Source organism: Photobacterium sp. GB-210, from assembly GCF_003026075.1.
In the GTDB taxonomy this organism is placed as follows: domain Bacteria; phylum Pseudomonadota; class Gammaproteobacteria; order Enterobacterales; family Vibrionaceae; genus Photobacterium.
The window spans coordinates 74,879-96,607 of record NZ_PYNU01000004.1 but is presented as its reverse complement, the minus strand read 5'-3'; the positions used below and the strand labels follow the sequence as shown (position 1 = coordinate 96,607).

The following is a 21,729-nucleotide window of genomic DNA, read 5'->3' as shown; positions in this document are numbered from 1 at the left end:
TACAGGGCAGTTAGCGTGACAGACAACATTGCACGACAATATATTCATATTACCGGCATTGTACAGGGGGTCGGTTTCCGCCCCTTTGTCTACCAACTAGCGACACAACATGCGCTAGTTGGTTCGGTGATCAATGATTCAGAAGGGGTGAAAATAGATGTGCAAGGCTCTCTTGATACATTAGCTATTTTCACTTCGCAGTTAATTGACCAAGCGCCTCCTTTAAGTCGCATTGATGATGTGGCAATTCGCACTTTATCGCTATGGTCTGAATTGGAAAAGCCGAATACCTTTGGTATAGAGCAAAGTCAGTGCGGTGAAAGCACAACGGTATCTATTTCACCAGATCAAGGGCTTTGTGATGCTTGTAAGCGGGATATTTCCAATCCAGATTCTCGATACTTCCAATACCCATTTACCAACTGTACCCATTGCGGTCCACGTTACAGCATTATAAAAGCGCTACCTTATGATCGTGCAGTAACCAGTATGCAGGATTTTTTGTTGTGCCCTGATTGTGCCGAGGCATATCAAAATCCAGTCGATCGTCGTTATCATGCTCAGCCGATTAGTTGTGACTGCTGCGGCCCTTGGGTAACGCTTTATGATGCACAGCAGCGAGTAAAATCGAGCGCAGAATTACCACTTGTTGCAACCAAACAAACAGCGATTGAGCAGCTGGCACAAAAAATTAAATGCGGCGAAATTGTTGCAGTTAAAGGCATCGGTGGTTTTCATTTAGCGTGTGATGCCACGAACGCTCAAGCTGTGGCGAGTTTACGTAAGCTTAAGCATCGGCAGTCAAAACCGTTAGCCATTATGGCGGCAAGTGATGACATTGCTCAACAATTCGTTGAAGGTTGTGATGCTGAATGGAGAGCATTAGTAGCGCAAGCTAGACCTATTGTTCTCATGAATAAGCGTTTAGATATTGTTGCAGAAGAAGTAACGCGAGCAGATGACGTATTAGCTGAAAATGTTGCTCCAAATGTACCGTATCTAGGAATCATGCTGCCGTATACGCCATTGCATTATTTGTTGTTTGATGAATTAAAAGCAATAGGTGCGACAAGTACACTTGTTATGACCAGTGCGAACCTATCAGGTATGCCTATTGCCACTGAGTTAGCTCAAGTCTGTACTCAATTTTCAGGGAAAATCAGCGGTGTTTTAGATCATAATCGTCCGATTGTGAGTGCGTGTGATGATAGCCTTGTACATTATGCTGGCGGAAAGATCCGTGTGCTACGTATGGCAAGAGGCTATGCGCCTGTGAGTCATTTCGTTACAGGTAGCAAGCAAAGTACAGGCAATATCACCGTAGCCTTAGGTGCTGAGCAAAAATCAACCATAGGGTTAGCATTACCTCAGCAATGGCTAATATCTCCCTATATTGGTGATTTAGACGATCTCGATACCGAGTTACGTTATCAAGAAACCTTTAACCATTTAACAGCGCTTTATAATGTTAAGCCACAGCAGTTGGTGTGTGATAAACACCCTAATTATCATTCCTCTCAATTTGCTGAAAAATACCAAACCCAAGCCCATTTGGTCACACCACTTTTAAAGGTGCAGCACCATCATGCCCATGTATTAGCTGTGATGGCTGAGCATAATTTAACGGAGCAGGTTTTAGGTTTTACCTTTGATGGGACTGGTTGGGGTGACGATCACACCGTGTGGGGAGGTGAAGTCTTACTTTCTACGCCAAAAAGTTATCAACGTGTCGGACATTTACGTCAATTTCGCTTAATTGGAGGCGAAAAAGCGATAAAAGAACCAGCTCGTTTGTTATTTGCCCTTTTATTGGAATGTTACTCAGTCGATGCGATTAAAGCGATGCAGTTATCAGCCTTTAAAGCGTGGAGTGATATTTATTTCAATAATTTATACCAATTATGGCTAACAGGTAGTCAATCGCCTTATACCTCATCGATGGGACGTTTAATTGATGCGTGGGCAAGTTTGTTAGGTTTAGTTGATCGCGTTGATTATGAAGGTGAGTGCGGGTTGAAACTCGAACAAGCGGCAATGAAAGATCGATGCCATCAACCTATTTCTTTTGCTGTTGATGCTAATGGCGTGATTGATTGGCAACCACTTTTGGAATATGCATTACCGCTGTTAAGTTTAGTTGCCGATGATTATCGCCCAGCATGGCGAAATTGTTTGGCGCACAGTTTTATTAGTGCCATTGCGAACGTCATCGTCACCATAGGACAAACGTATAAGCCATTACCGATTGTTTTAGGCGGTGGGGTATTTCAAAACCGTGTATTAGTTGATGAAGTGTTTGAAAAAGCCAGCGCGCACAGTTTATCCCTTTTTTGTGGTGAAGCACTCCCTGCTAATGATGCATCTATTTCAGCAGGTCAGTTGTGGTTTGCCATACATCAAAAATAAGAATGAAGAGATCTCGTCATGCATGAATTATCACTGAGTATGAATACGGTAGATACCGTGGTTGAACAGGCGAAAAAGCAAGGCTTTCATCGTGTAACTCGAGTGACATTATCGATTGGGACATTATCGTGTATAGAGCCCCATGCATTGGCAACAGGATTTGAATTTGCAACACGAGGAACGATTGCAGAAGGCGCGAAGTTAGCCATTGAGTCTGTACAAGCTCAAGTTTGGTGTATGGAGTGTCAGCGCTATATCGAAATGGATGAGCGTGGTGTCTGCTGCCCTCATTGCCAAGGTTATCAGCTTAAAGTTGAAACCGGTGACGAATTAATGATTAAAAATATTGAGGTAGAGTAATGTGTAATGTATGCGGCTGCGGAGATAGCCATGTAGAAGGTGTCGATCACCATCATCATGGTTCTCATCACCACGATCATCATGGGCATAGTGATCACAATGACCATCACCATGATCACGCGCACTCCAATGTTCATAAAGCGAGTAATGAACAGCCTGTTGTGATCCATCATCACTACTATCATCAAGGTGATGTTCATCATCATGTGCATTACACGTTAGCTGCAACATCGCACCATGAACACAGCCACCCACATCATCAACATTCTCACCATGACCATGCATCGCACGTACATCACAACCATGCTCATGATAGCCATGACCATCATCAGCCTGAAACCCTAGATAAAGGTGATCTGCACTACGGTAAAGGCGAAGCTGAAGTGCATGTGGCTGGGGTTTCTCAACGTCAACTTCTGACGTTAGAGATGGATATTCTAGGTAACAACAATAAACTGGCTGAACATAATCGCGAGCATTTCAAAGCCAATAAACAGCTTGTGCTGAATCTAGTATCAAGCCCAGGCTCTGGTAAAACGACCTTGCTTACTGAAACCCTGATGCAGCTAAAACAGCAGTATCCATGTGCAGTGATTGAAGGGGATCAGCAAACCTCTAACGATGCGGATCGTATTCGTGCTACCCAAGTGCCCGCTATTCAAGTTAATACAGGAAAAGGCTGCCATTTAGATGCACAAATGGTGCACGATGCTTATCATCAATTAGCAATGAATGAGCCAGGTTTCTTGTTTATCGAAAACGTGGGTAACTTGGTGTGCCCTGCGAGTTTTGATTTAGGTGAGGCATGCAAAGTCGCGATTTTGTCTGTTACTGAAGGGGAAGATAAGCCGCTTAAATACCCTAATATGTTTGCTGCCGCTGACTTAATGCTGATCAACAAGGTCGATCTATTGCCGTATGTTGATATCAACATTGAAGATTGTATTGCTAATGCGCGAAAAGTGAATCCCAAAATTCAGGTCATAAAACTTTCAGCTAAAACGGGTGAAGGGATGGATGCGTGGTTAAATTGGCTGACTGAGCAACTTCAACAACAGCAATAGTTATTACGGTTCAGTAGACATTTAAAACCACAGGTTCATGAAAAGTGCCTGTGGTTTTTTATAAAGATGCGCACAAAAGCATGCATTAAAATGTAATGCCCCTTATTTACCTTCCTCTCAATTCACATCCTCTGTGTTTATTTTTGCTATAACTAATCGTTTCATCAATAGTTTACAAGTTAAAGAAATGAGGTGAGATGATGATAAGTGCTACAGGTATTGAGTATTGCTATATAAAGCATCACAGTGCTAAAGATTGTGTAGTGATTAATACGGGAGCTAACGTTACCATTGAAGATAACCGATGGTTACAAGACGAGTTAGCAAAGCGTTACAGTGTACTTTTATTTAATCGAGGTGGTTATGGCAGAAGTCCACTCAATACAAAGGTAAGGACACCAGAGGTTGTATCTCAGGAGTTGCATAGTTTACTTATAGAGTTAGATATTAAAAACGCCATCTTACTTGGTCCGTCTTTGGGTGGACTTTACGGTCGATATTTTAACTATAAATACCCTGATTTAGTTAAAGCCTTGGTGGCTGTTGATTCGCCAATTAGCTTTATTTTTGAGAAAATTGAAGCGCGCCTTCCAAAAGATATTAAGCAATTTGTTCAGCAAGAACTTTCTCTTTTAAAGCCAATAAATCCCGTTGTTGACTCTGAGCTGCTGGAGGTAACTCAACTGGAATTTACGGATTTTTCTTATCACCAAAAGCCGGTATTAAATTTTTATAATACCTATTTAGGCGATGGCGCAGAGTTTGTTAGTCAGTTGATTGTTGATGTTGCTAAGCAAGAAGCAGAAAAAGAAGGTTGCGTTAGATTGGCATTTTCAGCAACAGGACATGACATTATTGCTAATGATTTGGATTTTTTCTTGGCAACATTTCATCGTTTTATCGATGATATAAATAGTGACTCTAAATTTTAAATAACACAGTGACGTTAAGTATCGGCTTTGATTGAAGCCCTGATAAACAGGGCATTATTGCTTACTTTTTATAAATAACAGAAATGATGTCTTCAGGTTGCTGATGATTTAATTGTGCTATTTGTACAATGGACTGCTTAGGATTATCAATTGTAAAACCAGCCAATTTTATTTTATCTACTAAGTTATTAATGGGTTGATGAGTTAGCTCTGACATCAACGTAATTGGAGCATTATCGATAGAATCAAACAAGGCGACAGAGACATTGTTAGACTGTTCGACTTCTTTATCACTTTGGATCATTGCGATACCCAGTAACAAAATAGCCGCCATCATTACAATGTTATTCTTACGTGATAAGTGCTTGATAATTGAGTTCTTATATAAGAAAGCATGCCCGAGAACGGCAATGACCATTAAGATACCAATCCATTCATGCATAAGAACAATATTTTTCGAATTAATATCTAAAAATAGGAGAGAACCAGAAGTTAGCACAAGTAGTGCACAAACGAGTGTTAGTGGTGTCCAGTATTTTTTCATTTGATCTACTTTTAGTGTTTATAAAGACAGAGCAAAAAGTAGCATGATTAAGCTTTGCTCATTTTCGTTTGAGCGCCAATATCATCATTCTTTACGCCATTCCTATGAATAAAGACATTCTCTAAATTGTGTATCTCGAATAAGGTGCAATATTCATTAGCCTGTTGCTAATTGATGCAACTAAGCAAGTTGCGTTAGATTGTTTTTTTTCGATAGGACATGACACAATGGCTAATGATTTGGGCTTTTTATTGGCAACTCTTCATTGTTTTATCAGTGGCTTAATAGCTTCTTAATAGGATATTGCTTCGATAATTAATTTCAGCAATGTTAAATTATCATATGTATTCGTTAAGCGTTATTTTTACAAGGAATTAACGTAATGCTTTATGAGAGTGACTGTCTTCAAAAGAATGATGATGGAGGTTAATTAACACTACCAATTTGTTTTTTTATCTATACAATTCCGCGCAACTTCGCTAATGGCATATCGTTGATATTCATTTTTCGCCTGCAATTAGTGACACATTTTGATGCTATGAATAGTCTACGATGAAAACTAAAATCTTACTGCTTGCTCTACTGCTTTCTGGCTGTGATATGACAGCAACTCCTTTTACTCCACCTTCTACCAATGATATCGAGCAGTGCCAAATTTTGGTAACGAATAAAACGCAATATACTGCTGAAACCATTATTGCTAATGATGTTGATAATCAATCTGAAAGTAATCGAGGCTGGGTGTTTGTCGATCATATAAAGCCGGCACATCGTGGTGATATTAACTTTCGTTGTAATTTAGAGAAAAATAGAGTGGAAGTATGGGCGCCGGGTGCCGCAATGTGGAATGAATTGTAATACTTTCATTGCTAGCGCTTAAAGTGAAGCCTAGCTTTTTGCTTGTATAGTAAAAACAACAGTAAAAAAACGGCGATACCCCAATATCGCCGTTTTTTATTAATCGTTATTTGCCGTTTTTAATCGGTAGTCAACACGCCCAAATTTTTTCTCTGCACTTGCTGTACGCCCAATCATCGCCGTCGTAATTAACATGAATAAAGACGGTAATAACCAACCTGCATGTGCGTTGTAAAGCGGTAATGTATAGCTGAAAAAGTCACCGAGATCTTTTGGCATCTTACCTAAGATATTAATCGCATCAATAGTACCGAAAAGCGTCGCTGTGATCAGAACCGCACTGTGTGTAAGGCGTGAAACGGTAAATGTTGAAGCCGCCAATGATGCTAATACTAATGCGATGGCAACCGGACAAAGTACAAGGATGGCAGGTAAACTTACTTTCAGAATATCGTTTAAACCAAAGTTTGCGATAACCCCTGTTAGCACAACAATGACTGTTGCTGTGAAACCAAACGAAGCTTTAAACGTATCTTGATAATACTCAGCACATGCATTGGTTAAACCCACCGTGGTGGTTAAACATGCCATTAAGATAATAGCGGCTAATAACCATTGACCATAATGACCAAACTCACCTGCAACGTAACGAGTTAAGATCACGCTACCATTAACACCATGTTCAGCAATCGTTGATGATGTTGCGCCTACGTAGCCCATAATGATGTAACAAGACGCCATTAACGTGGCGTAAATTAATGCGACTTTAATAGAAGTTGATGCAATACCTTGTTGTGTTGTAACACCCTTAGCTTTTATTGCATGAATGATCACCCAGCCGAAACCGACAGCAGCAATGGCGTCCATCGTCATGTAACCTTGGATCAAACCACTTGTAACAGCACCGACTTGGTAATCACCAGATGGAGCAGCAGGTGTACCGAGAGGGCTAAGAAATGCTGCTAAGCCTAATCCACATAGTAAAATAATCAGTGCAGGCGTCATGATCTTACCAATGTAAGTCACAAGGTTTCCTGGTTTAAATGCAAGAAATAGGGTAGCGGCAGAAAAAATGATAGAAAAAGCAACCAAATGGTCATGAGTAAAAAATGGTTGAATACCCATTTCATAAGCAACAGTAACGGCGCGAGGCATACCAAATGCAGGGCCAATAGCGGTAAAAAGTAATACCCAAAAAGTTGTACCTAGCCACTTAGGTAAAGCCTTGGTTAAATTATTGGTATTACCAATTCGACCTAGCACAATAATAGTAAATGCGGGTAAGCCTACGGCAGTAATTAAAAATCCGGCCATTGCGGAGGTCAGAGAAGTCCCAGCATCTAATCCCATTGCTGGTGGAAAGATCAAGTTACCTGCACCAAGAAAGAGGGCAAATGTTGTGAGACCGAGTACGAAGATGTCTTGTGTTTTCAAATGTAGTTCCTGCATTTTTGAAGTTATAGACAACCATCGCGATTAATGCGCAATGCGTTAAACGTCCATGATTGAAATCGTATTCCGCAGGTTTGCTGAAAGAAGATATTTGACTTGATAGTATCCTCCGCCAGCTCGGCTGACGGAAGCTTGCCCGCCAGCCTAGCGAATAATCACTAGGATAATAGCGGTAATAATTCGTGTTGTATGTTTTATATCAACAACAGAAGCCTCGCTCCAATTAGTAAATTGGCTCGATGCTAAGTTTTTTCGTGTTTTATGTTCGCAAAGTGCTGAATACATAACTTAACAACTTCTGTTTTGTGATTGAATTAACGCTTACAACATATAAAGAAAATATAGAGTTGTAAACGATTTTTTTATGGTATGCGTTTTATTGCGACTAAGTAAAAGCAATTAACTAAATAAAATCATATTGATAGTTAAATATGTGAGTGATAGTGCCAGGTTTTGTATTTTTATGCTTCGATATAATAATTGAAAGCAGTGGTAACGCTGATATTGAAGCTATACCAATGGCATAGCTTCAATTTTAGTATCAGTAGGTAGCAACTGTATTTCGATTACGTTGAATAATATGGGTCACTTTACTGATACAAATGGTTACTAGAACAGGGAGTAGCCATGACGCATGAGCATTAAACAAAGGTAACCATGCTGTTAGATCTTGATGCATAGCGGAAGGGATCTTACCTAAAATGTTTAGTGCATCAATACTGCCAAATAACGTGGCGATAATGACGATCAGTGTTTGGCTCATCGAGAATTTACGCTTTGCGTTACTCACAGTGTTCGGCATAAAAATAATGGCGATGATGAGTGATACTGCGATAGGGCATAAAATCAAAATAGCAGGTAGGCTGACTTCAATAATCGTTTCTAAGCCAACATTAGAGATAATGGCTGTTAAGCTCATGATCACAACGGCACTGATTTTAAAAGGGATGTTATAAGTATTTTTGTAGTATTCGCTATTTGCATTGGTTAAGCCAATAGTTGTGGTTAAACAAGCCATTAAAGTGATAGTTGCTAATAAAATTTGTCCAAATGTACCAAACTCACCAGCAGCATAGCGTGTTAGAATTTCACCGCCATTGGTTGAGTTGGGAGCAATCGAAGAGGACGTTGCACCTAAATAACCCATAGCTAAATAACACAAAGACATCAGTAATGCGTAGATACCAGCAATACGTAATGTGTAGTAAGAAATCGCTTTATTACAGCTAATACCCGTACTACGAATCGTTTGAATAATCACCCAACCAAATGCGACCGCTGCGATAGCATCTAATGTCATATAACCTTGGATCATACCGTTAACCGTCGGTGCTGCTTTATAAACAGCAATGGCATCTGTCGGAGAGCCTAATGGGTTAATCAAAGCGGCAATCACTAAGACCGCTAGCATCACGATTAATGCAGGCGTCATTACTTTACCAATATAGCTAACTAACTTACCGGGCTTCAGTGCCAAAATTAAGGTTAATAAGCAAAATAGCACTGAAAACAGCATTAACCCGTTACCGTGGTAGAAAGGTTTAACACCCATTTCATACGCCACAGTTACCGCTCGAGGTAGAACAAAGGCTGGCCCCAGAGTCGTTAATACTAAAAACCAGAAAGTACGATCCATCCAATGTGGTAATGAGGCAGTGAGTTTATCTGCAGATGACAGTCGACCTAAAACGATCAGTGTTAAGGCGGGTAAACCAACGGCGGTTAGTAGGAAGCCTACTATGGCAATTAACCAGTTTTCACCGGCTTGTTGTGCCATCATAGGGGGGAAAATAAGGTTTCCTGCCCCTAAAAATAAGGCAAAAGTCATAAATCCAATGGCGGCAAGTTCTCTTCTCTTCAAACGGCGTACCTTCTACATGAATGGTCAGTTTGGCTGGAAGATAAAAAGGAGAGTTAACATATCCGCCAGCAATAGTAACTGACGAATAAGCTTAAACGTCAGCGTTATTTGACGACGACGACAGAGACAAGCGCAATAGTATTCATAACAAATACAGTAGAAGATACTGCTAAATTGTTGTGCTTAACTGAATACATAAGTGATGCGCTCGAATGAAATAATTGACCTAAAACTAAAGCTATTTAAGATGATTGTAAAGTGATATTCGGTAATTATTCGTATTTAATACGGAATGTATAATGTATGTATCGCGAATATAGAATAAAAATTCGCGATACATATCCGTTATTAGATTTAACCTGTTGTTTTTAAGCTAATATTTTTTCAAGTTCAGCCAGTGTTGAAACTTGATAAGTTGGCTTTATAGTATCTGGCAATAATTGATTTTGATGATTAAACCAGCATGTGTCTAAACCTGCATTGATACCGCCTAAGATATCTGATTGCGGGTTATCACCGACCATAAGTACAGAAGTAGGTGCAGGGTTGCCCATTTTTTCAAGACTATAATCAAATATACGGCGATCGGGTTTAGCGACGCCGACCTGCTCTGAAATAACGAGCAGATCAAAATAATCGGCTAGTCCTGTTTTTTCTAAGCGGATTTTTTGCAGTGCAGTAAAGCCATTAGTAATGATGCCTAATTTAACTCGACCATTAAGAGATCGAATCAGTGATGTTGTCCCCGGTAATACTTCGCAAATATCAGCCATTGCTTGCATGTAATCATCATTAAGCTGTTGTTCTGTTGTTTTTAGTTTTTTTGCCCACTCCCGAAAACGTGTTTGCTGAAGTTCACTGGCTGAAATATCGCCATTTTGATATTGCACCCATAGCGGGCGGTTAATTAATTCATATTGTTTGAAGTCAGCGTCACTAAAGGCGATATCATAACGAGAAAACATGAGCTGTAGCCCTTTAAAAGCATCAAAATAGAACAGGGTCTCATCAGCATCAAAAAGAATCCAATCGTATTTCATATGTATTATTGCCTTATAATATCTATCTATAGTCATCGAATAGCGCGCATATTACACTATAGTGAATGAATAAAAAGAGTGATTTTAGGTGAGAGTAATTTAAACGATCTTATGCCCTCAAAGTTAATCTAATCATATTTGGTATATAAGTTTCTTATGATTTTATAAACTTCCTGACAAAGAATTGAACTTCGTTAGTGGATACCTGTCTACACTTACCAATTATAAGTATTTACTATTTTTAAAAGTATAGGGGCTCTTAATGGGTATTTTATCTTGGATTATTCTTGGTTTAATTGCTGGTGCATTGGCAAAGTTTTTAATGCCTGGTAAAGATGGCGGTGGTTGGATTGTAACAATGGCATTGGGTATTGGCGGTGCATTTGTTGGTGGTTTTGTGGGTAAATTTATTGGTTTAGGTCATGCAACAGGTGTAAACATTGGTAGCATTATTACCGCTACCTTGGGTGCATTTATTATTCTGTTTATCTATAACCGTTTTATTCGTTAATCTAATGTAATAATACATTATAAAAGCGAGAAATTACCGCTAATATGACGGGTGATTTCTCGCTTTTTTCATTTTAGCTACTAAATGCTAAATGCTGCTCCGCCCCCCGAAGCATCGCATGTATTAATTCATTTGCTTCAAATTTTGTCAGTGCTTCTTGAGCACCAACTTGGTGTGCTTGAGACACACTTATTTCACTTGAAAGGGAGGTGTGTAAAATAATATAGGTTGAGACGAGCGCATCGGTGTTTTTGACATTGAATGCCAGCTCATACCCATCTAACCCTGGCATTTCGATATCACTAACCAAAATATGGAACGGATCGTTTGCTTGCGCAGCCGTTTGCATCATATTAAAAGCATCTTGCCCATTTTTGGCAACAAAGTAGGGCACACTGATACTATCAAGTGCTTGAGTTAATTGTTTTCTGGCGACGGCTGAGTCATCAACTAATAAGATTTTTAACGGACGTAAAATCTCACGTTCAATATCGGTAAGAGTAGGCAATAACGTTGAAGGATCATCTGGAAATATTTTAGAGAGAAGCAATTCAACATCTAGTAGTTGAATCAACTTATCTGCATCGCGCATAACACCAGTGACAAAAATATCGCTACCTAAATGTTGGGGAGGTGCTTCAATATTTTGCCAGTTACACTCGGTGATCCGTTCAATACCTCTGACTAAAAATCCAACTAACTTACGACGACAATCTGTAATGATAATAAAGCAACGTTGGCGCTCTTCAAGACTGATAGCGGGATAACCAATTGCTTTGGCCATATCAATAACAGGAACAGTGTCGCCACGTAATGTAGTGGTGCCAAGTACGGTTGGGTGAGATTTTGGGATAACACTTAAATTTGTATAGGGTACGATTTCACGGACTTTAAGCGTACCAATCGCAAAGCTTTGTAGTGTGGACAGCTTAAAAAGTAACATCCCTTGTGATGCATTCGTTGCATTCTTTATCATACCGAATCCATTGCATAGATAATTTATGTTAATAATTCATTATAATAACACTATCGTAATTTATACCAAACGTTTATAAATAAAAATTCACAATTAATATATTAGTAAATTTCGATATTGATTATCTTTTTTCTGTCTTAACTGGTTTTCTATGCGTTCGAAATAAAGGACATCAAATTGTTTTTATCAATGAAAACTTGAAGCATGAGCTGATTTTTCATATTAATGTTGATTAATTAGGTATGACGTATAAAGAAGTGATGTCGAATAATATTCTTTCATCCGATTTTATAACTTACCTTAACCATCATAGTTTAGCGACTGATGTGAGAGAAGATTCACAGCAAAGATTACTGAATGAAAATAAAAGGATAATACTCTCTATTTTGATATCATGGAATTTGACGCAATTATAAACACAGAAACTTTTTATTATACAGTTGAAAAGATATTACTTGCCTTTATAGAGAGAAAAAGCAATATCAGCATATCTCATTAATTGGTGAATTTAGTGGTTTATATAATAAGCGATTTATCAATAACTATTGTTTAACAAAAAATCTTAATTATCATTGATTTAGATAGATTTAAGCATGCAATTATAATCATAACGATATAAAAGTGATGAATTAATTAAAAAATCATCTTCATTATTGTGTTCAACTTTTTATTCGGAGGGCTCAGCTATTCGTTATGGTGGAGTGAATTTGTTTTCATTACTGAAAAATAATTCCTTGGGAATTAAATACATAATAAATTTTATTAATGAAAAATAAGTTATGCTTTTAGTGACTGACTATTTAGTTATGGTACTGAAAGTTATCAAGGTGAACTTATTAAGATAATGAATGTTATAGATAAAAAAATGTATGAGAATAAGAAAGCAAAATTGTAAAATAATTTACCTTGAATGAATTTAATTATTTGAGGTCTTGTTCATCTTCGATTAATTTAAGAGACATAATATATCTGTTACAGGTTATGCGTGGTCAACCTTTTTTTTGACCTTTTAAATTATGTCACTGTGCATAGAGGATATTTTATGAAACGTTCTATTCTAGCATTTGCAGGTATTGCCGCTGTAGCATGTATGAGTACTGCTGTGTGGGCTGCTAATAATACCACTGAAACTATCAAGCTATATCAAGAGCCTAATGTATCAGCTAAGGTAATTGAAACGATAAAAACAGATGTACCTTTGATCACTATCTATAAAAATGAGGGTTGGTCAAAAGTCGGTGATCCAAGTAATGGTCAAACGGGTTGGATTCAAACAGTTGATTTGAAGAATGTAGATAGTGCATCAGCTAATGTACAACCAAACCAAACGACAAAAACGGTAAAAACCGATAATGGTGAAAAAACGGTTACTAAAGGGACAGTGCAGACTCCACAGGGCCCAATGAATTATGAGATTGTTCAATTTCAATCCAAAGGTGATAACGCCAAAGTAGATAAAGCATTCTTTAAACAGTTGCAGCAACAACAAATTGAAATGAATAATGTATTTGCAAACTCATGGAATGATATGGGGGGTATGCAAATGAATATGTCTAACTTAATGGCAAAACAACAGCAGCAAATGATGGAAATGCAAAAACAATTTCAGCAACTTACGCAGCAAACAACCGCGCCTTCCAATCATAAAATTGAATTAAAAGATGCAACACCAGCGCAGGTACAGCCAGCAGCGAAATAAGCTTATTTTTAGTTAAGCAAGAAAGCCTCCAATAGCTTTAACTCATAGAGTATAAAGGTTATTGGAGGCTTTTTTTTTACTGAAATTAACAAGCCGTTTATGCAAAGCTCAGGTTTCAGATTGATTGAGGTGCTTGATTTGCTGGAATAGTTCATCAGCTTCTGCTGTTAAGCGGGAATAGGTTCTGATATCGCCATTCCTTTGAGCATGCATGGCTTCTTCAAGTAGCATTGAGTGGCGTTTCTTTAATTTTTTAGCGGGATTATTTTTAAACCAAGAAAACATGTATATAACTCCAATAATTATATTTATATCGTATACGCAGTATGCGTAATAAAAGATTAATTAAGCTAGAGACTAACTTTAATTATGTTAAGATTTTGAATAGTAAGCGTTATTATTTTTTATTGTTTGTCTTATCTCGATTGGGAATACTACTGTGTTAATTGATATTCACTGCCATTTAGAAGGTGTATTAGCGGTCGATAGGGAACGGTTTTTTAAGCAAAACGGCAAAATAGGTGCCGTATCTATGACTAAGGCAAGTGCGTTAGAGTTGATACGCTTAAAACAACAATATTCAGAGCAGATTTATCTCTTTCTTGGTATTCACCCTGAGAAAGATGTCAGTGAACAAGAGATCCAAGCTGTTATTGATCTGATATACCAACATCGTCATTTATTATCTGGTATTGGTGAAATCGGCATTCCTTTTTTCTACTTAGACGAGAAAACAAAGCAAGAAAAACACCTTATTAAACAGCGCGGAAGTGAACGCTTAGCCCGTTTTGTTAAGATTGCAGCAGAGCTAAAACTACCTGTCAATTTGCATGTGGTAGAAGATGATATTCATTATGCGCTGCCTATTTTAAATACCTATCAAATCAAAGGGGCGTTGTTCCATTGGTATGAAGGCAGTGACGAAGACCTCGCCTTACTTCATCAACAAGCGCATTTCATTTCAGTAAGTCCTTGGATCTTTGTCGATCCTCATTACTTAGAGTTTGTTAAGAAAATTCCGCTTGATATGCTGTTGGTGGAGTCTGATTCGCCGTGTAAATACAATGGTGTGGAGGGGGAGCCAAATATGATCAATCAAGTGATTGACGTATTAGCAGAGCATCATCAATTATCACGGGATGTAATGGCGACACTAATCCATGAAAATACCCAACGCTTTCTGAGAATTTGAATCTGATGGTTTGCAGGTTGTTTTTGAGTGCGGATATCTAGTTGACATATGAAAAGCAAAGCCGCCTTTAATATATTAAATCATGGAATATATGAAAGGCGGCTTTTATTGTGCTGTGTTTAGCAAAGTAGAGGGTTGCGCTTGGTCGCTTTAAGTACCCCAAGTTTGCTTAATAACTGTTTTTCAATACGATTCGGTGAGCGTCTGAAATAGAACAAATACTCGGTCATAACAGTCAGTTCTGCTTTTTCATTAACCGTTAACGCATCTACGCTTGCTAGTAACAAATCAACAGACTCAAGCTCTGTTATTTCACATTGTTTCTTTTTATGAAGTTGCTCATAGAAGAACTCTAAATTGATATCACATTCTTGTTTATAGCTCTGTCTTACCGCAATTAAACGGAGTAAAGCAATAATGTAAGCTTGGCTCATCTCTTTAGCTTCAAGTTCTGCTAACTGGTTAAGTACGTACACGCGTGCCGAAATACGTAATCGCACTTCGCTAAGGGCTTTTTGTTGTACCCATGCGTCCCAAAACCCCGTAATTAAGGTAGAAACCAACGGAATGTAAACACGCACGCTACTACGTGATAGTGATTTTTGTAGTAATGCCTTGATAATAAAATTACTGAGTATGTCTTTACCGGTATACAAGGCAACTTTGATATAGCGAAATTTACTAAACTGTTTATAAGGTTTTATTCCATGAATATTCTCAACGGGCTCTGACAGCTCCATAACCGCACGCACTAATGATGCTTTCATTCTGTCACAAAACTGGTATTTAGCTGACGCACGATTGATGAGAATTGCGGTGGTAATAAATCCAACCTCAAATAGTAAAAATAATTCTAAGCTGATAAATACAATGTTAATAACAACGAGTCTTAGTAGGTTATCTAAGGCTAACCAGTTTTCTCCGAGTAACTCTAAATAGATTTCGAAAGAAACGATAAAAAAGGTTGTGATGAATCCAATAAAAAAAGAAAGCACAACACATAACTGACACAGTTTTTTATCATTTATTGTTTTAAAGAGACCCTGAGTTATGGGTAAATAACGCTCAACACGTTTGAGTCCCCAGTTTTCAATTTTTGCTTCAATCATGTTGAATATATCAAGCTCTTATAGAACATAATAATAGGTGAGCATTTTAATTTGTTGAGGGTGAAACACATAACTAATTTCTATAAGCGGATTAAAAATACGCAGTTAGAAAAAATATCTAACTGCGATTTAAAATAATGAGTTGCTTTTAACGCATAATCACTCAAGAAAAAGAATACAATGAAACAATGTTTATTGTAAGTGCTGCGTTAATTGCTACTTAGCAAGAAAACCAACGTGTGATAATTGTTTTTTTGCTGATTGTTCTGATGACTCATTTGATGATATTGGCGGTGTTTGTTCTGGCGTTTTCGCTGCTCGAGGAAGTAGACGGAACACGGGTTGACCATCTTCTTTTCTCACAAAAGCAACATCACGATAAAGTAGCTCGTTATCACTCTTAATGGCATCTAATTGTTGATCTTTAATCAGTGATAATGGGCCAATCATGGCTGTACAGTGATAGATTTTATGCTCGTAGTTATTAAATAATTTACAAGGTTGATCGAGTACAAAAGTTTCACCTGGTTCTAAATGACGGCTGTTTTCTACTGCGCGGTTGATGTCCGAGATGCTAGCAAATACTGTTGTTGATAAGCTTAATAACACAATACTCGCTAGCCTTGCTAAGGGATATTTCGATTTAAAAGTAGGCATAATGATTATCCAAACAAAAAGCCAATACCTTATTCATTTCGACTAAAATATTGGCTTTATTAGTATGATGGCTATTAAGACGGGAGTGTACTTCCGTCATGGGAAAATAAAAAGACAATTATCACAACGTCGTTTTTATTTACCACCGAGTGTTTGTTCTATAATCCAAACCCCGCCTAATTTTCTGAGTCTACAGCCCGTGAGATGCTAGCAAGTTATGGGTGTACATTGAGATACTAGCCCAGATTCGGGTGAACCAGCCGCCTTGCTGAACACTGTTGAGCGCGACAAGTGGTTCGGTTTTAATAACTTTGCCATTATAAGTGACAGTCATTTCACCTAACTTTTCACCCTTATCAACCGGTGCTTTGATGTCATGGTCAAATTGGAGATCAGTTTTCAGACCTTTTTCATCAACACTTGAAGGAAGAACCAAGGTTAATGGCTTCTCAAGACCTAAAGAGACTTTATCTTGTTGTCCTCCCCAAACGTGTTGTTCAGAAAGTTTGCTGTTTGCTGCATATAAAGTGTCTTGCTTGAAGAAGCGGAAGCCATAATTGAATAGCCCTTTGCTTTGCGCTGCGACATCATTCAGTGATTGCGTGCCCAGAACAACCGCAACCAACTTCATTGGGTTATCTGGCATTTGAGCAGAGCTTACCAGAGAGTACCCAGCGGCTTCTGTACTACCCGTTTTCATACCCGTCGCATATTGATAAGTGAACAATAAGCGATTGAAATTTGGTTGGCGGATATGATTGTATTCAAAATACTTCTGACTGAAAAAATGAAAGTATTGAGGGTAGTCGTTCATGATGTGCTCTCCGAGAAGACCAAGATCATAAGCGGTTGAGAAATGTGCAGGTGCTGGCAGACCCATAACAGTGGTGAAGTGGGTATTGTGCATACCTAACTTCACTGCCGTCGCGTTCATCATCGAAACGAATGAAGATTGCGATCCCGCGACGTAATTAGCCAGTGTTACAGCGGCATCGTTCCCCGATTCAACAATCACACCCTGAATAAGATCTTTCACTGACACATAAGAACCGGGCTTCAAGAACATTCTTGAACCACCAGTGCGCCACGCGACTTCTGGTACGAGTACTTTTGAGTCAAGTGAGATTACACCGTCAGCCAGTTTTTGCTCAACAATGTACATTAGCATTAACTTCGTGGTGCTGGCTGGAGCCATACGCATGTTGCCATTGTTGGATGCAATAATTTGTCCAGTGTTGGCATCGATTAAAATGAACGCCCGTGCTTTAAGACTAGGTGGGAATACGCCTGTCTGAGCCCACTTCTGTACCATAGTTTGTGGGATCCCATTCGCACCGCCGGCTTCTGCTGGAGCAGGAGGCACTTGCACATTTTCTGGGATATTGACTTTTACGTCGATAGCACCAAAGTTATTAAGTGGAGCTTTTGCTTCTTTGTATTGTGTTGCCGCATAGTAATCACTATCAGGCATGGTGTTCGCCGCATCGTTGCTAGGCGTGGCAAATACTGTACTGGAGGAAAATAATGCAGCGATTGCTACTGCTAAGGAAAGCTGTTTAATAGTTGTCATAAGGGTTTTAAATTTACAGTTATTCACAAAAAGCGCGATATAAAAAAGCGATTAGATTGGATACTGACTTCAGCAGGTAATTACTGCCCGTTGAGTCTATCCATCACTACCACGGCAATGGTGAGTGCTTTTCCGTTCTATTCAGCTTTACGATGACTTTGGTCACGGACCGCATTATCCATAATGATGTCCTGAGCGAGTGACCTGAATACTGTTGATAGCTATAACCAATCATGGTGCTTAAGCCCTGCCTTCTCAGCAAGTCATGCGTTCCCCGTATTGGTTATAGCCCTCGTATCTTGTCTACTTCTATCCTACCAGCTGAATCATTATGGAAACCTGAACGATAATGATGTTTATGCAGCAGCAAATTCGGCAAGTAGTTCTTTTTGACGTTCACTTAGGTTTTGTGGTGTTTCAATGACTAATTGAACAATTAAATCGCCAGTGTTGCCTTTACGATCTGTGACTCCTTTGCCTTTTAGGCGGAATTTACGACCGGTTTGTGTCCCTTCAGGGATCTTAAGGCTAATCGCACCATTTAAGGTATTTACTTCAATCTTGCCACCTAATGCAGCAGTCACAAAGTCGGTAGTCGCTTTACAATGTAAATTATTACCTTCGCGCGTGTAACGTGGATGAGGGCGAATATTCATTTGAATAAATACATCACCTTGTGGGCCACCGTTGATGCCAGGGTGACCTTTACCACTTAAGCGAATTCGACCGCCATCTTCAATGCCTGCAGGGATTTTGATATTCAGCTTTTTATTTACTTGGCTTGTGCCTTCAAATACGGGTAAATCAATAACACGAGATGCACCGCTAATTGCATCTTCTAAATCAATTTCCATGGTGTATTGAAGATCTTCGCCTTTTTGTGGGCGAGTGGAATGACGGCTACCAAATCCTCCACGACCACCGCGAGCATTTGAGAACATATCACCAAATGCGCCACCAAAAATATCTTCAAAATCACCGTAACCGCCACCTTGGAAACCACCGTGATGACCGCCACCATGATGTCCACCGCCCATACCTGGGTTATCAAACGCAGCATGACCAAATTGATCGTAGGCTGTGCGCTTTTCTTTGTCGGTTAAAATTTCGTAAGCTGCTTTTACTTCTTTAAATTTGTCTGCAGCCGTTGGATCATCCGGATTTTTGTCTGGGTGAAACTTCATTGCGAGCTTTTTGTACGCTTTTTTAATTTCCTTTTCTGATGCCGTTTTGGCGACACCTAGAACTTCATAAAAATCACGTTTTGACATTAGTAACACCTCTTATCTCAACTGAGATAACTATCTGGAATATTCTTTGCTAATCATACCTAAAAACGATAGCTGATTTAAGCGTAATCAACGATTAAAGGCACAGATAGTTAGCCAAATTAGATTTACATTTTGTCTGTTGTTATTGTAGAAAAGGGCGAGAGATGTTGATCTCTTCGCCCGTCTCTATTCGTTGCGATTGATTGCTACCAATGATAGCAAACTATCGTGAGTAATTACTTCACTTCTTCAAACTCTGCATCTACAACATCGTCGTCTTTTGCATTGCTCTGAGCATCAGCTTGTTGCTGAGTGTTCGCTTGAGTTTGGGCATGCTCCATCAGTTTTTGTGCTGCAGTCATCAATGCTTGAGTGTGTTTTTCAATGGCGTCTTTATCATCGCCAGATTTCACACTCTCAAGTGCAGAGATAGCTGCTTCAACGCTTTCTTTATCTGTTGCTGGTAAATTATCGCCTGCTTCAGTTAACTGTTTGCGTGTGCTGTGGATCATGTGGTCAGCTTGGTTACGCGCTGTGACCAGTTGTTCAAATTGCATATCAGCGTCTTTGTTCGCTTCAGCTTCTTGAACCATTTTCTCAATCTCAGCCTCAGTTAAACCACCTGATGCTTGAATCGTGATTTTTTGTGCTTTGCCTGTCGCCTTATCGGTTGCTGATACATTCAATATACCATCAGCATCTAAGTCGAATGTCACTTCAATTTGTGGCATACCACGAGGTGCTGCTTGAATACCTTCAAGGTTGAATTGACCAAGTGACTTATTGTGCATCGCTTGCTTACGTTCACCTTGTAGTACGTGAATGGTGACCGCACTTTGGTTATCTTCCGCCGTTGAGAACACTTGTTCAGCTTTGGTTGGGATCGTGGTGTTCTTATTAATCAATGCTGTCATCACACCACCCATGGTTTCAATACCAAAGGATAATGGTGTTACATCAAGAAGAAGCACATCTTTCACATCACCCGCTAATACACCACCTTGAATTGCAGCGCCCATAGCAACTGCTTCATCAGGGTTTACATCTTTACGTGGCTCTTTACCAAAGAAATCAGCAACGGTTTTCTGTACTAGTGGCATACGTGTTTGACCACCCACTAAGATAACGTCAGTGATATCACTTACATTCAAGTTAGCGTCTTTAAGTGCTGATTTTACAGGGCTTAAAGTACCTTGTACTAGCTCATCAACCAGTGATTCCAATTTTGCACGTGTGATCTTAATATTCATGTGCTTAGGACCAGTAGCGTCCGCAGTCACATAAGGTAGATTCACATCTGTTTGTTGTGCAGAAGAAAGCTCAATTTTTGCTTTTTCAGCGGCTTCTTTTACACGTTGCATTGCAAGTGGATCATTGCGTAAATCAATACCTTGATCTTTCTTAAATTCATCAACAAGGTAGTTGATCATACGAGTATCGAAATCTTCACCACCAAGGTGTGTATCACCATTGGTTGCTAACACTTCAAAGGTTTGCTCGCCATCAACGTTATCAATTTCGATAATAGAAATATCAAAGGTACCGCCACCTAAGTCGTACACTGCGATAGTGCGATCGCCACCTTTTTTATCTAAACCATAAGCAAGCGCTGCTGCTGTTGGCTCATTGATAATACGTTTAACTTCCAGCCCAGCAATACGGCCAGCATCTTTGGTTGCCTGACGCTGTGCATCATTAAAGTAAGCAGGTACTGTAATTACAGCTGCTGTTACTTTTTCACCTAAGTATTCTTCTGCTGTTTTCTTCATTTTTTTCAAAACTTCAGCAGAAACCTGAGGTGCCGCCATTTTTTGACCTTTTGCTTCTACCCAAGCATCGCCGTTGTCAGCTTTAACAATTTTGTATGGCATAACAGAAAGATCACGTTGAATTTCTTCGTCTTCAAAACGACGACCAATTAAACGCTTAATAGCAAATAACGTATTTTCAGGGTTGGTTACTGCCTGACGTTTTGCAGGTTGACCAACTAAGGTTTCACCATCTGTATATGCGATCACAGAAGCTGTAGTACGTTCACCTTCCGCATTTTCAATAACACGTGGCATGTCGCCGTCTAATACAGAAACACAAGAGTTAGTTGTACCTAAGTCAATACCGATAATTTTACTCATAAATCTTTTCCTCATTGTATCGCATTGATTAGTTATTCTTATCTGAACTATGTTCGATATTTTATTGAGGATAAGAATGTTGTTGGTTGAAGTAC

The 21,729-nt window shown here is 39.1% G+C and carries 19 protein-coding genes; 8 read left to right on the top strand and 11 right to left on the bottom strand.

Going from position 1 to position 21,729, the window contains the following annotated elements:
- The first annotated feature begins 15 nt into the window (after positions 1 to 15).
- The 4 genes from hypF to C9J38_RS08655 all read left to right on the top strand — a co-directional run bounded on the left by hypF (position 16) and on the right by C9J38_RS08655 (position 4,762).
- The gene (gene hypF, locus C9J38_RS08670) at positions 16 to 2,406 is read left to right on the top strand and encodes a carbamoyltransferase HypF (RefSeq protein ID WP_107206722.1); all 2,391 of its coding nucleotides are present in this window, start codon (positions 16 to 18) and stop codon (positions 2,404 to 2,406) included.
- An 18-nt stretch (positions 2,407 to 2,424) separates the two neighbouring features.
- Positions 2,425 to 2,766 carry a hydrogenase maturation nickel metallochaperone HypA gene (gene hypA / locus C9J38_RS08665; protein WP_045128683.1) on the top strand — a complete coding sequence of 114 codons (342 nt, stop codon included), beginning with the start codon at positions 2,425 to 2,427 and terminating at the stop codon, positions 2,764 to 2,766.
- A complete protein-coding gene (hypB, locus tag C9J38_RS08660; protein WP_107206721.1) occupies positions 2,766 to 3,830 on the top strand; it encodes a hydrogenase nickel incorporation protein HypB in 1,065 nt (354 codons plus the stop codon). The genes hypA and hypB overlap by 1 nt, the downstream gene beginning before the upstream one ends.
- Before the next feature lie 197 nt (positions 3,831 to 4,027).
- Positions 4,028 to 4,762: an alpha/beta fold hydrolase gene (locus C9J38_RS08655; RefSeq protein WP_107206720.1), complete on the top strand. Its 735-nt coding sequence runs from the start codon at positions 4,028 to 4,030 to the stop codon at positions 4,760 to 4,762.
- 61 nt (positions 4,763 to 4,823) lie between these two features.
- On the opposite strand, the gene C9J38_RS08650 is transcribed toward C9J38_RS08655, so the two are convergent.
- Positions 4,824 to 5,306 carry a hypothetical protein gene (locus C9J38_RS08650; RefSeq protein ID WP_107206719.1) on the bottom strand — a complete coding sequence of 161 codons (483 nt, stop codon included), beginning with the start codon at positions 5,304 to 5,306 and terminating at the stop codon, positions 4,824 to 4,826.
- 552 nt (positions 5,307 to 5,858) lie between these two features.
- Here C9J38_RS08650 and C9J38_RS08645 point away from each other — a divergent pair.
- Positions 5,859 to 6,164 (top strand): hypothetical protein, encoded by a 306-nt coding sequence (locus C9J38_RS08645; RefSeq protein ID WP_107206718.1) that lies wholly within the window; start codon positions 5,859 to 5,861, stop codon positions 6,162 to 6,164.
- A 99-nt stretch (positions 6,165 to 6,263) separates the two neighbouring features.
- Here C9J38_RS08645 and brnQ (C9J38_RS08640) read toward each other — a convergent pair whose 3' ends face one another.
- The 3 genes from brnQ (C9J38_RS08640) to yjjG all read right to left on the bottom strand — a co-directional run bounded on the left by brnQ (C9J38_RS08640) (position 6,264) and on the right by yjjG (position 10,517).
- Positions 6,264 to 7,598, bottom strand: coding sequence for a branched-chain amino acid transport system II carrier protein (gene brnQ / locus C9J38_RS08640; protein ID WP_107206717.1), 1,335 nt, complete (start codon positions 7,596 to 7,598; stop codon positions 6,264 to 6,266).
- Positions 7,599 to 8,157: 559 nt separating this feature from the next.
- Positions 8,158 to 9,477 carry a branched-chain amino acid transport system II carrier protein gene (gene brnQ / locus C9J38_RS08635; protein WP_107206716.1) on the bottom strand — a complete coding sequence of 440 codons (1,320 nt, stop codon included), beginning with the start codon at positions 9,475 to 9,477 and terminating at the stop codon, positions 8,158 to 8,160.
- A 368-nt stretch (positions 9,478 to 9,845) separates the two neighbouring features.
- Positions 9,846 to 10,517, bottom strand: coding sequence for a pyrimidine 5'-nucleotidase (yjjG, locus tag C9J38_RS08630; protein ID WP_107206715.1), 672 nt, complete (start codon positions 10,515 to 10,517; stop codon positions 9,846 to 9,848).
- A 262-nt stretch (positions 10,518 to 10,779) separates the two neighbouring features.
- Between yjjG and C9J38_RS08625 the strand changes: the two genes are divergently transcribed.
- Complete coding sequence (locus tag C9J38_RS08625) at positions 10,780 to 11,028, top strand: GlsB/YeaQ/YmgE family stress response membrane protein (protein WP_105062604.1); 249 nt, start codon at positions 10,780 to 10,782, stop codon at positions 11,026 to 11,028.
- A 73-nt stretch (positions 11,029 to 11,101) separates the two neighbouring features.
- Here the strand turns inward: C9J38_RS08625 and C9J38_RS08620 are convergent, their stop codons facing one another.
- Entirely contained in the window at positions 11,102 to 12,004 is a 903-nt protein-coding gene (locus C9J38_RS08620) for a chemotaxis protein (RefSeq protein WP_107206714.1), read from the bottom strand.
- Between the two features lie 1,042 nt (positions 12,005 to 13,046).
- Between C9J38_RS08620 and C9J38_RS08615 the strand changes: the two genes are divergently transcribed.
- Positions 13,047 to 13,703: an SH3 domain-containing protein gene (locus C9J38_RS08615; protein WP_107206713.1), complete on the top strand. Its 657-nt coding sequence runs from the start codon at positions 13,047 to 13,049 to the stop codon at positions 13,701 to 13,703.
- Positions 13,704 to 13,811: 108 nt separating this feature from the next.
- Here the strand turns inward: C9J38_RS08615 and C9J38_RS08610 are convergent, their stop codons facing one another.
- The gene (locus C9J38_RS08610) at positions 13,812 to 13,988 is read right to left on the bottom strand and encodes a DUF6435 family protein (RefSeq protein ID WP_006644842.1); all 177 of its coding nucleotides are present in this window, start codon (positions 13,986 to 13,988) and stop codon (positions 13,812 to 13,814) included.
- Between the two features lie 154 nt (positions 13,989 to 14,142).
- On the opposite strand from C9J38_RS08610, the gene C9J38_RS08605 reads away from it, so the two are divergent.
- Positions 14,143 to 14,895 (top strand): TatD family hydrolase, encoded by a 753-nt coding sequence (locus tag C9J38_RS08605; protein WP_107206712.1) that lies wholly within the window; start codon positions 14,143 to 14,145, stop codon positions 14,893 to 14,895.
- 119 nt (positions 14,896 to 15,014) lie between these two features.
- Here the strand turns inward: C9J38_RS08605 and C9J38_RS08600 are convergent, their stop codons facing one another.
- The 5 genes from C9J38_RS08600 to dnaK all read right to left on the bottom strand — a co-directional run bounded on the left by C9J38_RS08600 (position 15,015) and on the right by dnaK (position 21,634).
- A complete protein-coding gene (locus C9J38_RS08600; protein ID WP_107206711.1) occupies positions 15,015 to 16,004 on the bottom strand; it encodes a hypothetical protein in 990 nt (329 codons plus the stop codon).
- A 216-nt stretch (positions 16,005 to 16,220) separates the two neighbouring features.
- On the bottom strand, positions 16,221 to 16,661 hold the full coding sequence (locus C9J38_RS08595; RefSeq protein ID WP_107206710.1) for a hypothetical protein: 441 nt from the start codon (positions 16,659 to 16,661) through the stop codon (positions 16,221 to 16,223).
- 190 nt (positions 16,662 to 16,851) lie between these two features.
- Positions 16,852 to 18,231, bottom strand: a complete 1,380-nt coding sequence (locus tag C9J38_RS08590; RefSeq protein ID WP_107206799.1) for a D-alanyl-D-alanine carboxypeptidase family protein — start codon at positions 18,229 to 18,231, stop codon at positions 16,852 to 16,854.
- Positions 18,232 to 18,587: 356 nt separating this feature from the next.
- Positions 18,588 to 19,502: a DnaJ C-terminal domain-containing protein gene (locus tag C9J38_RS08585; protein ID WP_107206709.1), complete on the bottom strand. Its 915-nt coding sequence runs from the start codon at positions 19,500 to 19,502 to the stop codon at positions 18,588 to 18,590.
- Positions 19,503 to 19,738: 236 nt separating this feature from the next.
- The gene (gene dnaK, locus C9J38_RS08580) at positions 19,739 to 21,634 is read right to left on the bottom strand and encodes a molecular chaperone DnaK (protein WP_107206708.1); all 1,896 of its coding nucleotides are present in this window, start codon (positions 21,632 to 21,634) and stop codon (positions 19,739 to 19,741) included.
- Between the last annotated feature and the right edge of the window lie 95 nt (positions 21,635 to 21,729).

What these genes read in the sequence shown, in the direction of transcription:
- hypA (WP_045128683.1), top strand. Translation starts at nt 2,425, where the DNA reads ATGCATGAATTATCACTGAGTATGAATACGGTAGATACCGTGGTTGAA.
- hypB (WP_107206721.1), top strand. Translation starts at nt 2,766, where the DNA reads ATGTGTAATGTATGCGGCTGCGGAGATAGCCATGTAGAAGGTGTCGAT.
- C9J38_RS08655 (WP_107206720.1), top strand. Translation starts at nt 4,028, where the DNA reads ATGATGATAAGTGCTACAGGTATTGAGTATTGCTATATAAAGCATCAC.
- C9J38_RS08650 (WP_107206719.1), bottom strand. Translation starts at nt 5,306, where the DNA reads ATGAAAAAATACTGGACACCACTAACACTCGTTTGTGCACTACTTGTG.
- C9J38_RS08645 (WP_107206718.1), top strand. Translation starts at nt 5,859, where the DNA reads ATGAAAACTAAAATCTTACTGCTTGCTCTACTGCTTTCTGGCTGTGAT.
- yjjG (WP_107206715.1), bottom strand. Translation starts at nt 10,517, where the DNA reads ATGAAATACGATTGGATTCTTTTTGATGCTGATGAGACCCTGTTCTAT.
- C9J38_RS08625 (WP_105062604.1), top strand. Translation starts at nt 10,780, where the DNA reads ATGGGTATTTTATCTTGGATTATTCTTGGTTTAATTGCTGGTGCATTG.
- C9J38_RS08620 (WP_107206714.1), bottom strand. Translation starts at nt 12,004, where the DNA reads ATGATAAAGAATGCAACGAATGCATCACAAGGGATGTTACTTTTTAAG.
- C9J38_RS08615 (WP_107206713.1), top strand. Translation starts at nt 13,047, where the DNA reads ATGAAACGTTCTATTCTAGCATTTGCAGGTATTGCCGCTGTAGCATGT.
- C9J38_RS08610 (WP_006644842.1), bottom strand. Translation starts at nt 13,988, where the DNA reads ATGTTTTCTTGGTTTAAAAATAATCCCGCTAAAAAATTAAAGAAACGC.
- C9J38_RS08600 (WP_107206711.1), bottom strand. Translation starts at nt 16,004, where the DNA reads ATGATTGAAGCAAAAATTGAAAACTGGGGACTCAAACGTGTTGAGCGT.
- C9J38_RS08595 (WP_107206710.1), bottom strand. Translation starts at nt 16,661, where the DNA reads ATGCCTACTTTTAAATCGAAATATCCCTTAGCAAGGCTAGCGAGTATT.
- C9J38_RS08590 (WP_107206799.1), bottom strand. Translation starts at nt 18,231, where the DNA reads ATGACAACTATTAAACAGCTTTCCTTAGCAGTAGCAATCGCTGCATTA.
- C9J38_RS08585 (WP_107206709.1), bottom strand. Translation starts at nt 19,502, where the DNA reads ATGTCAAAACGTGATTTTTATGAAGTTCTAGGTGTCGCCAAAACGGCA.
- dnaK (WP_107206708.1), bottom strand. Translation starts at nt 21,634, where the DNA reads ATGAGTAAAATTATCGGTATTGACTTAGGTACAACTAACTCTTGTGTT.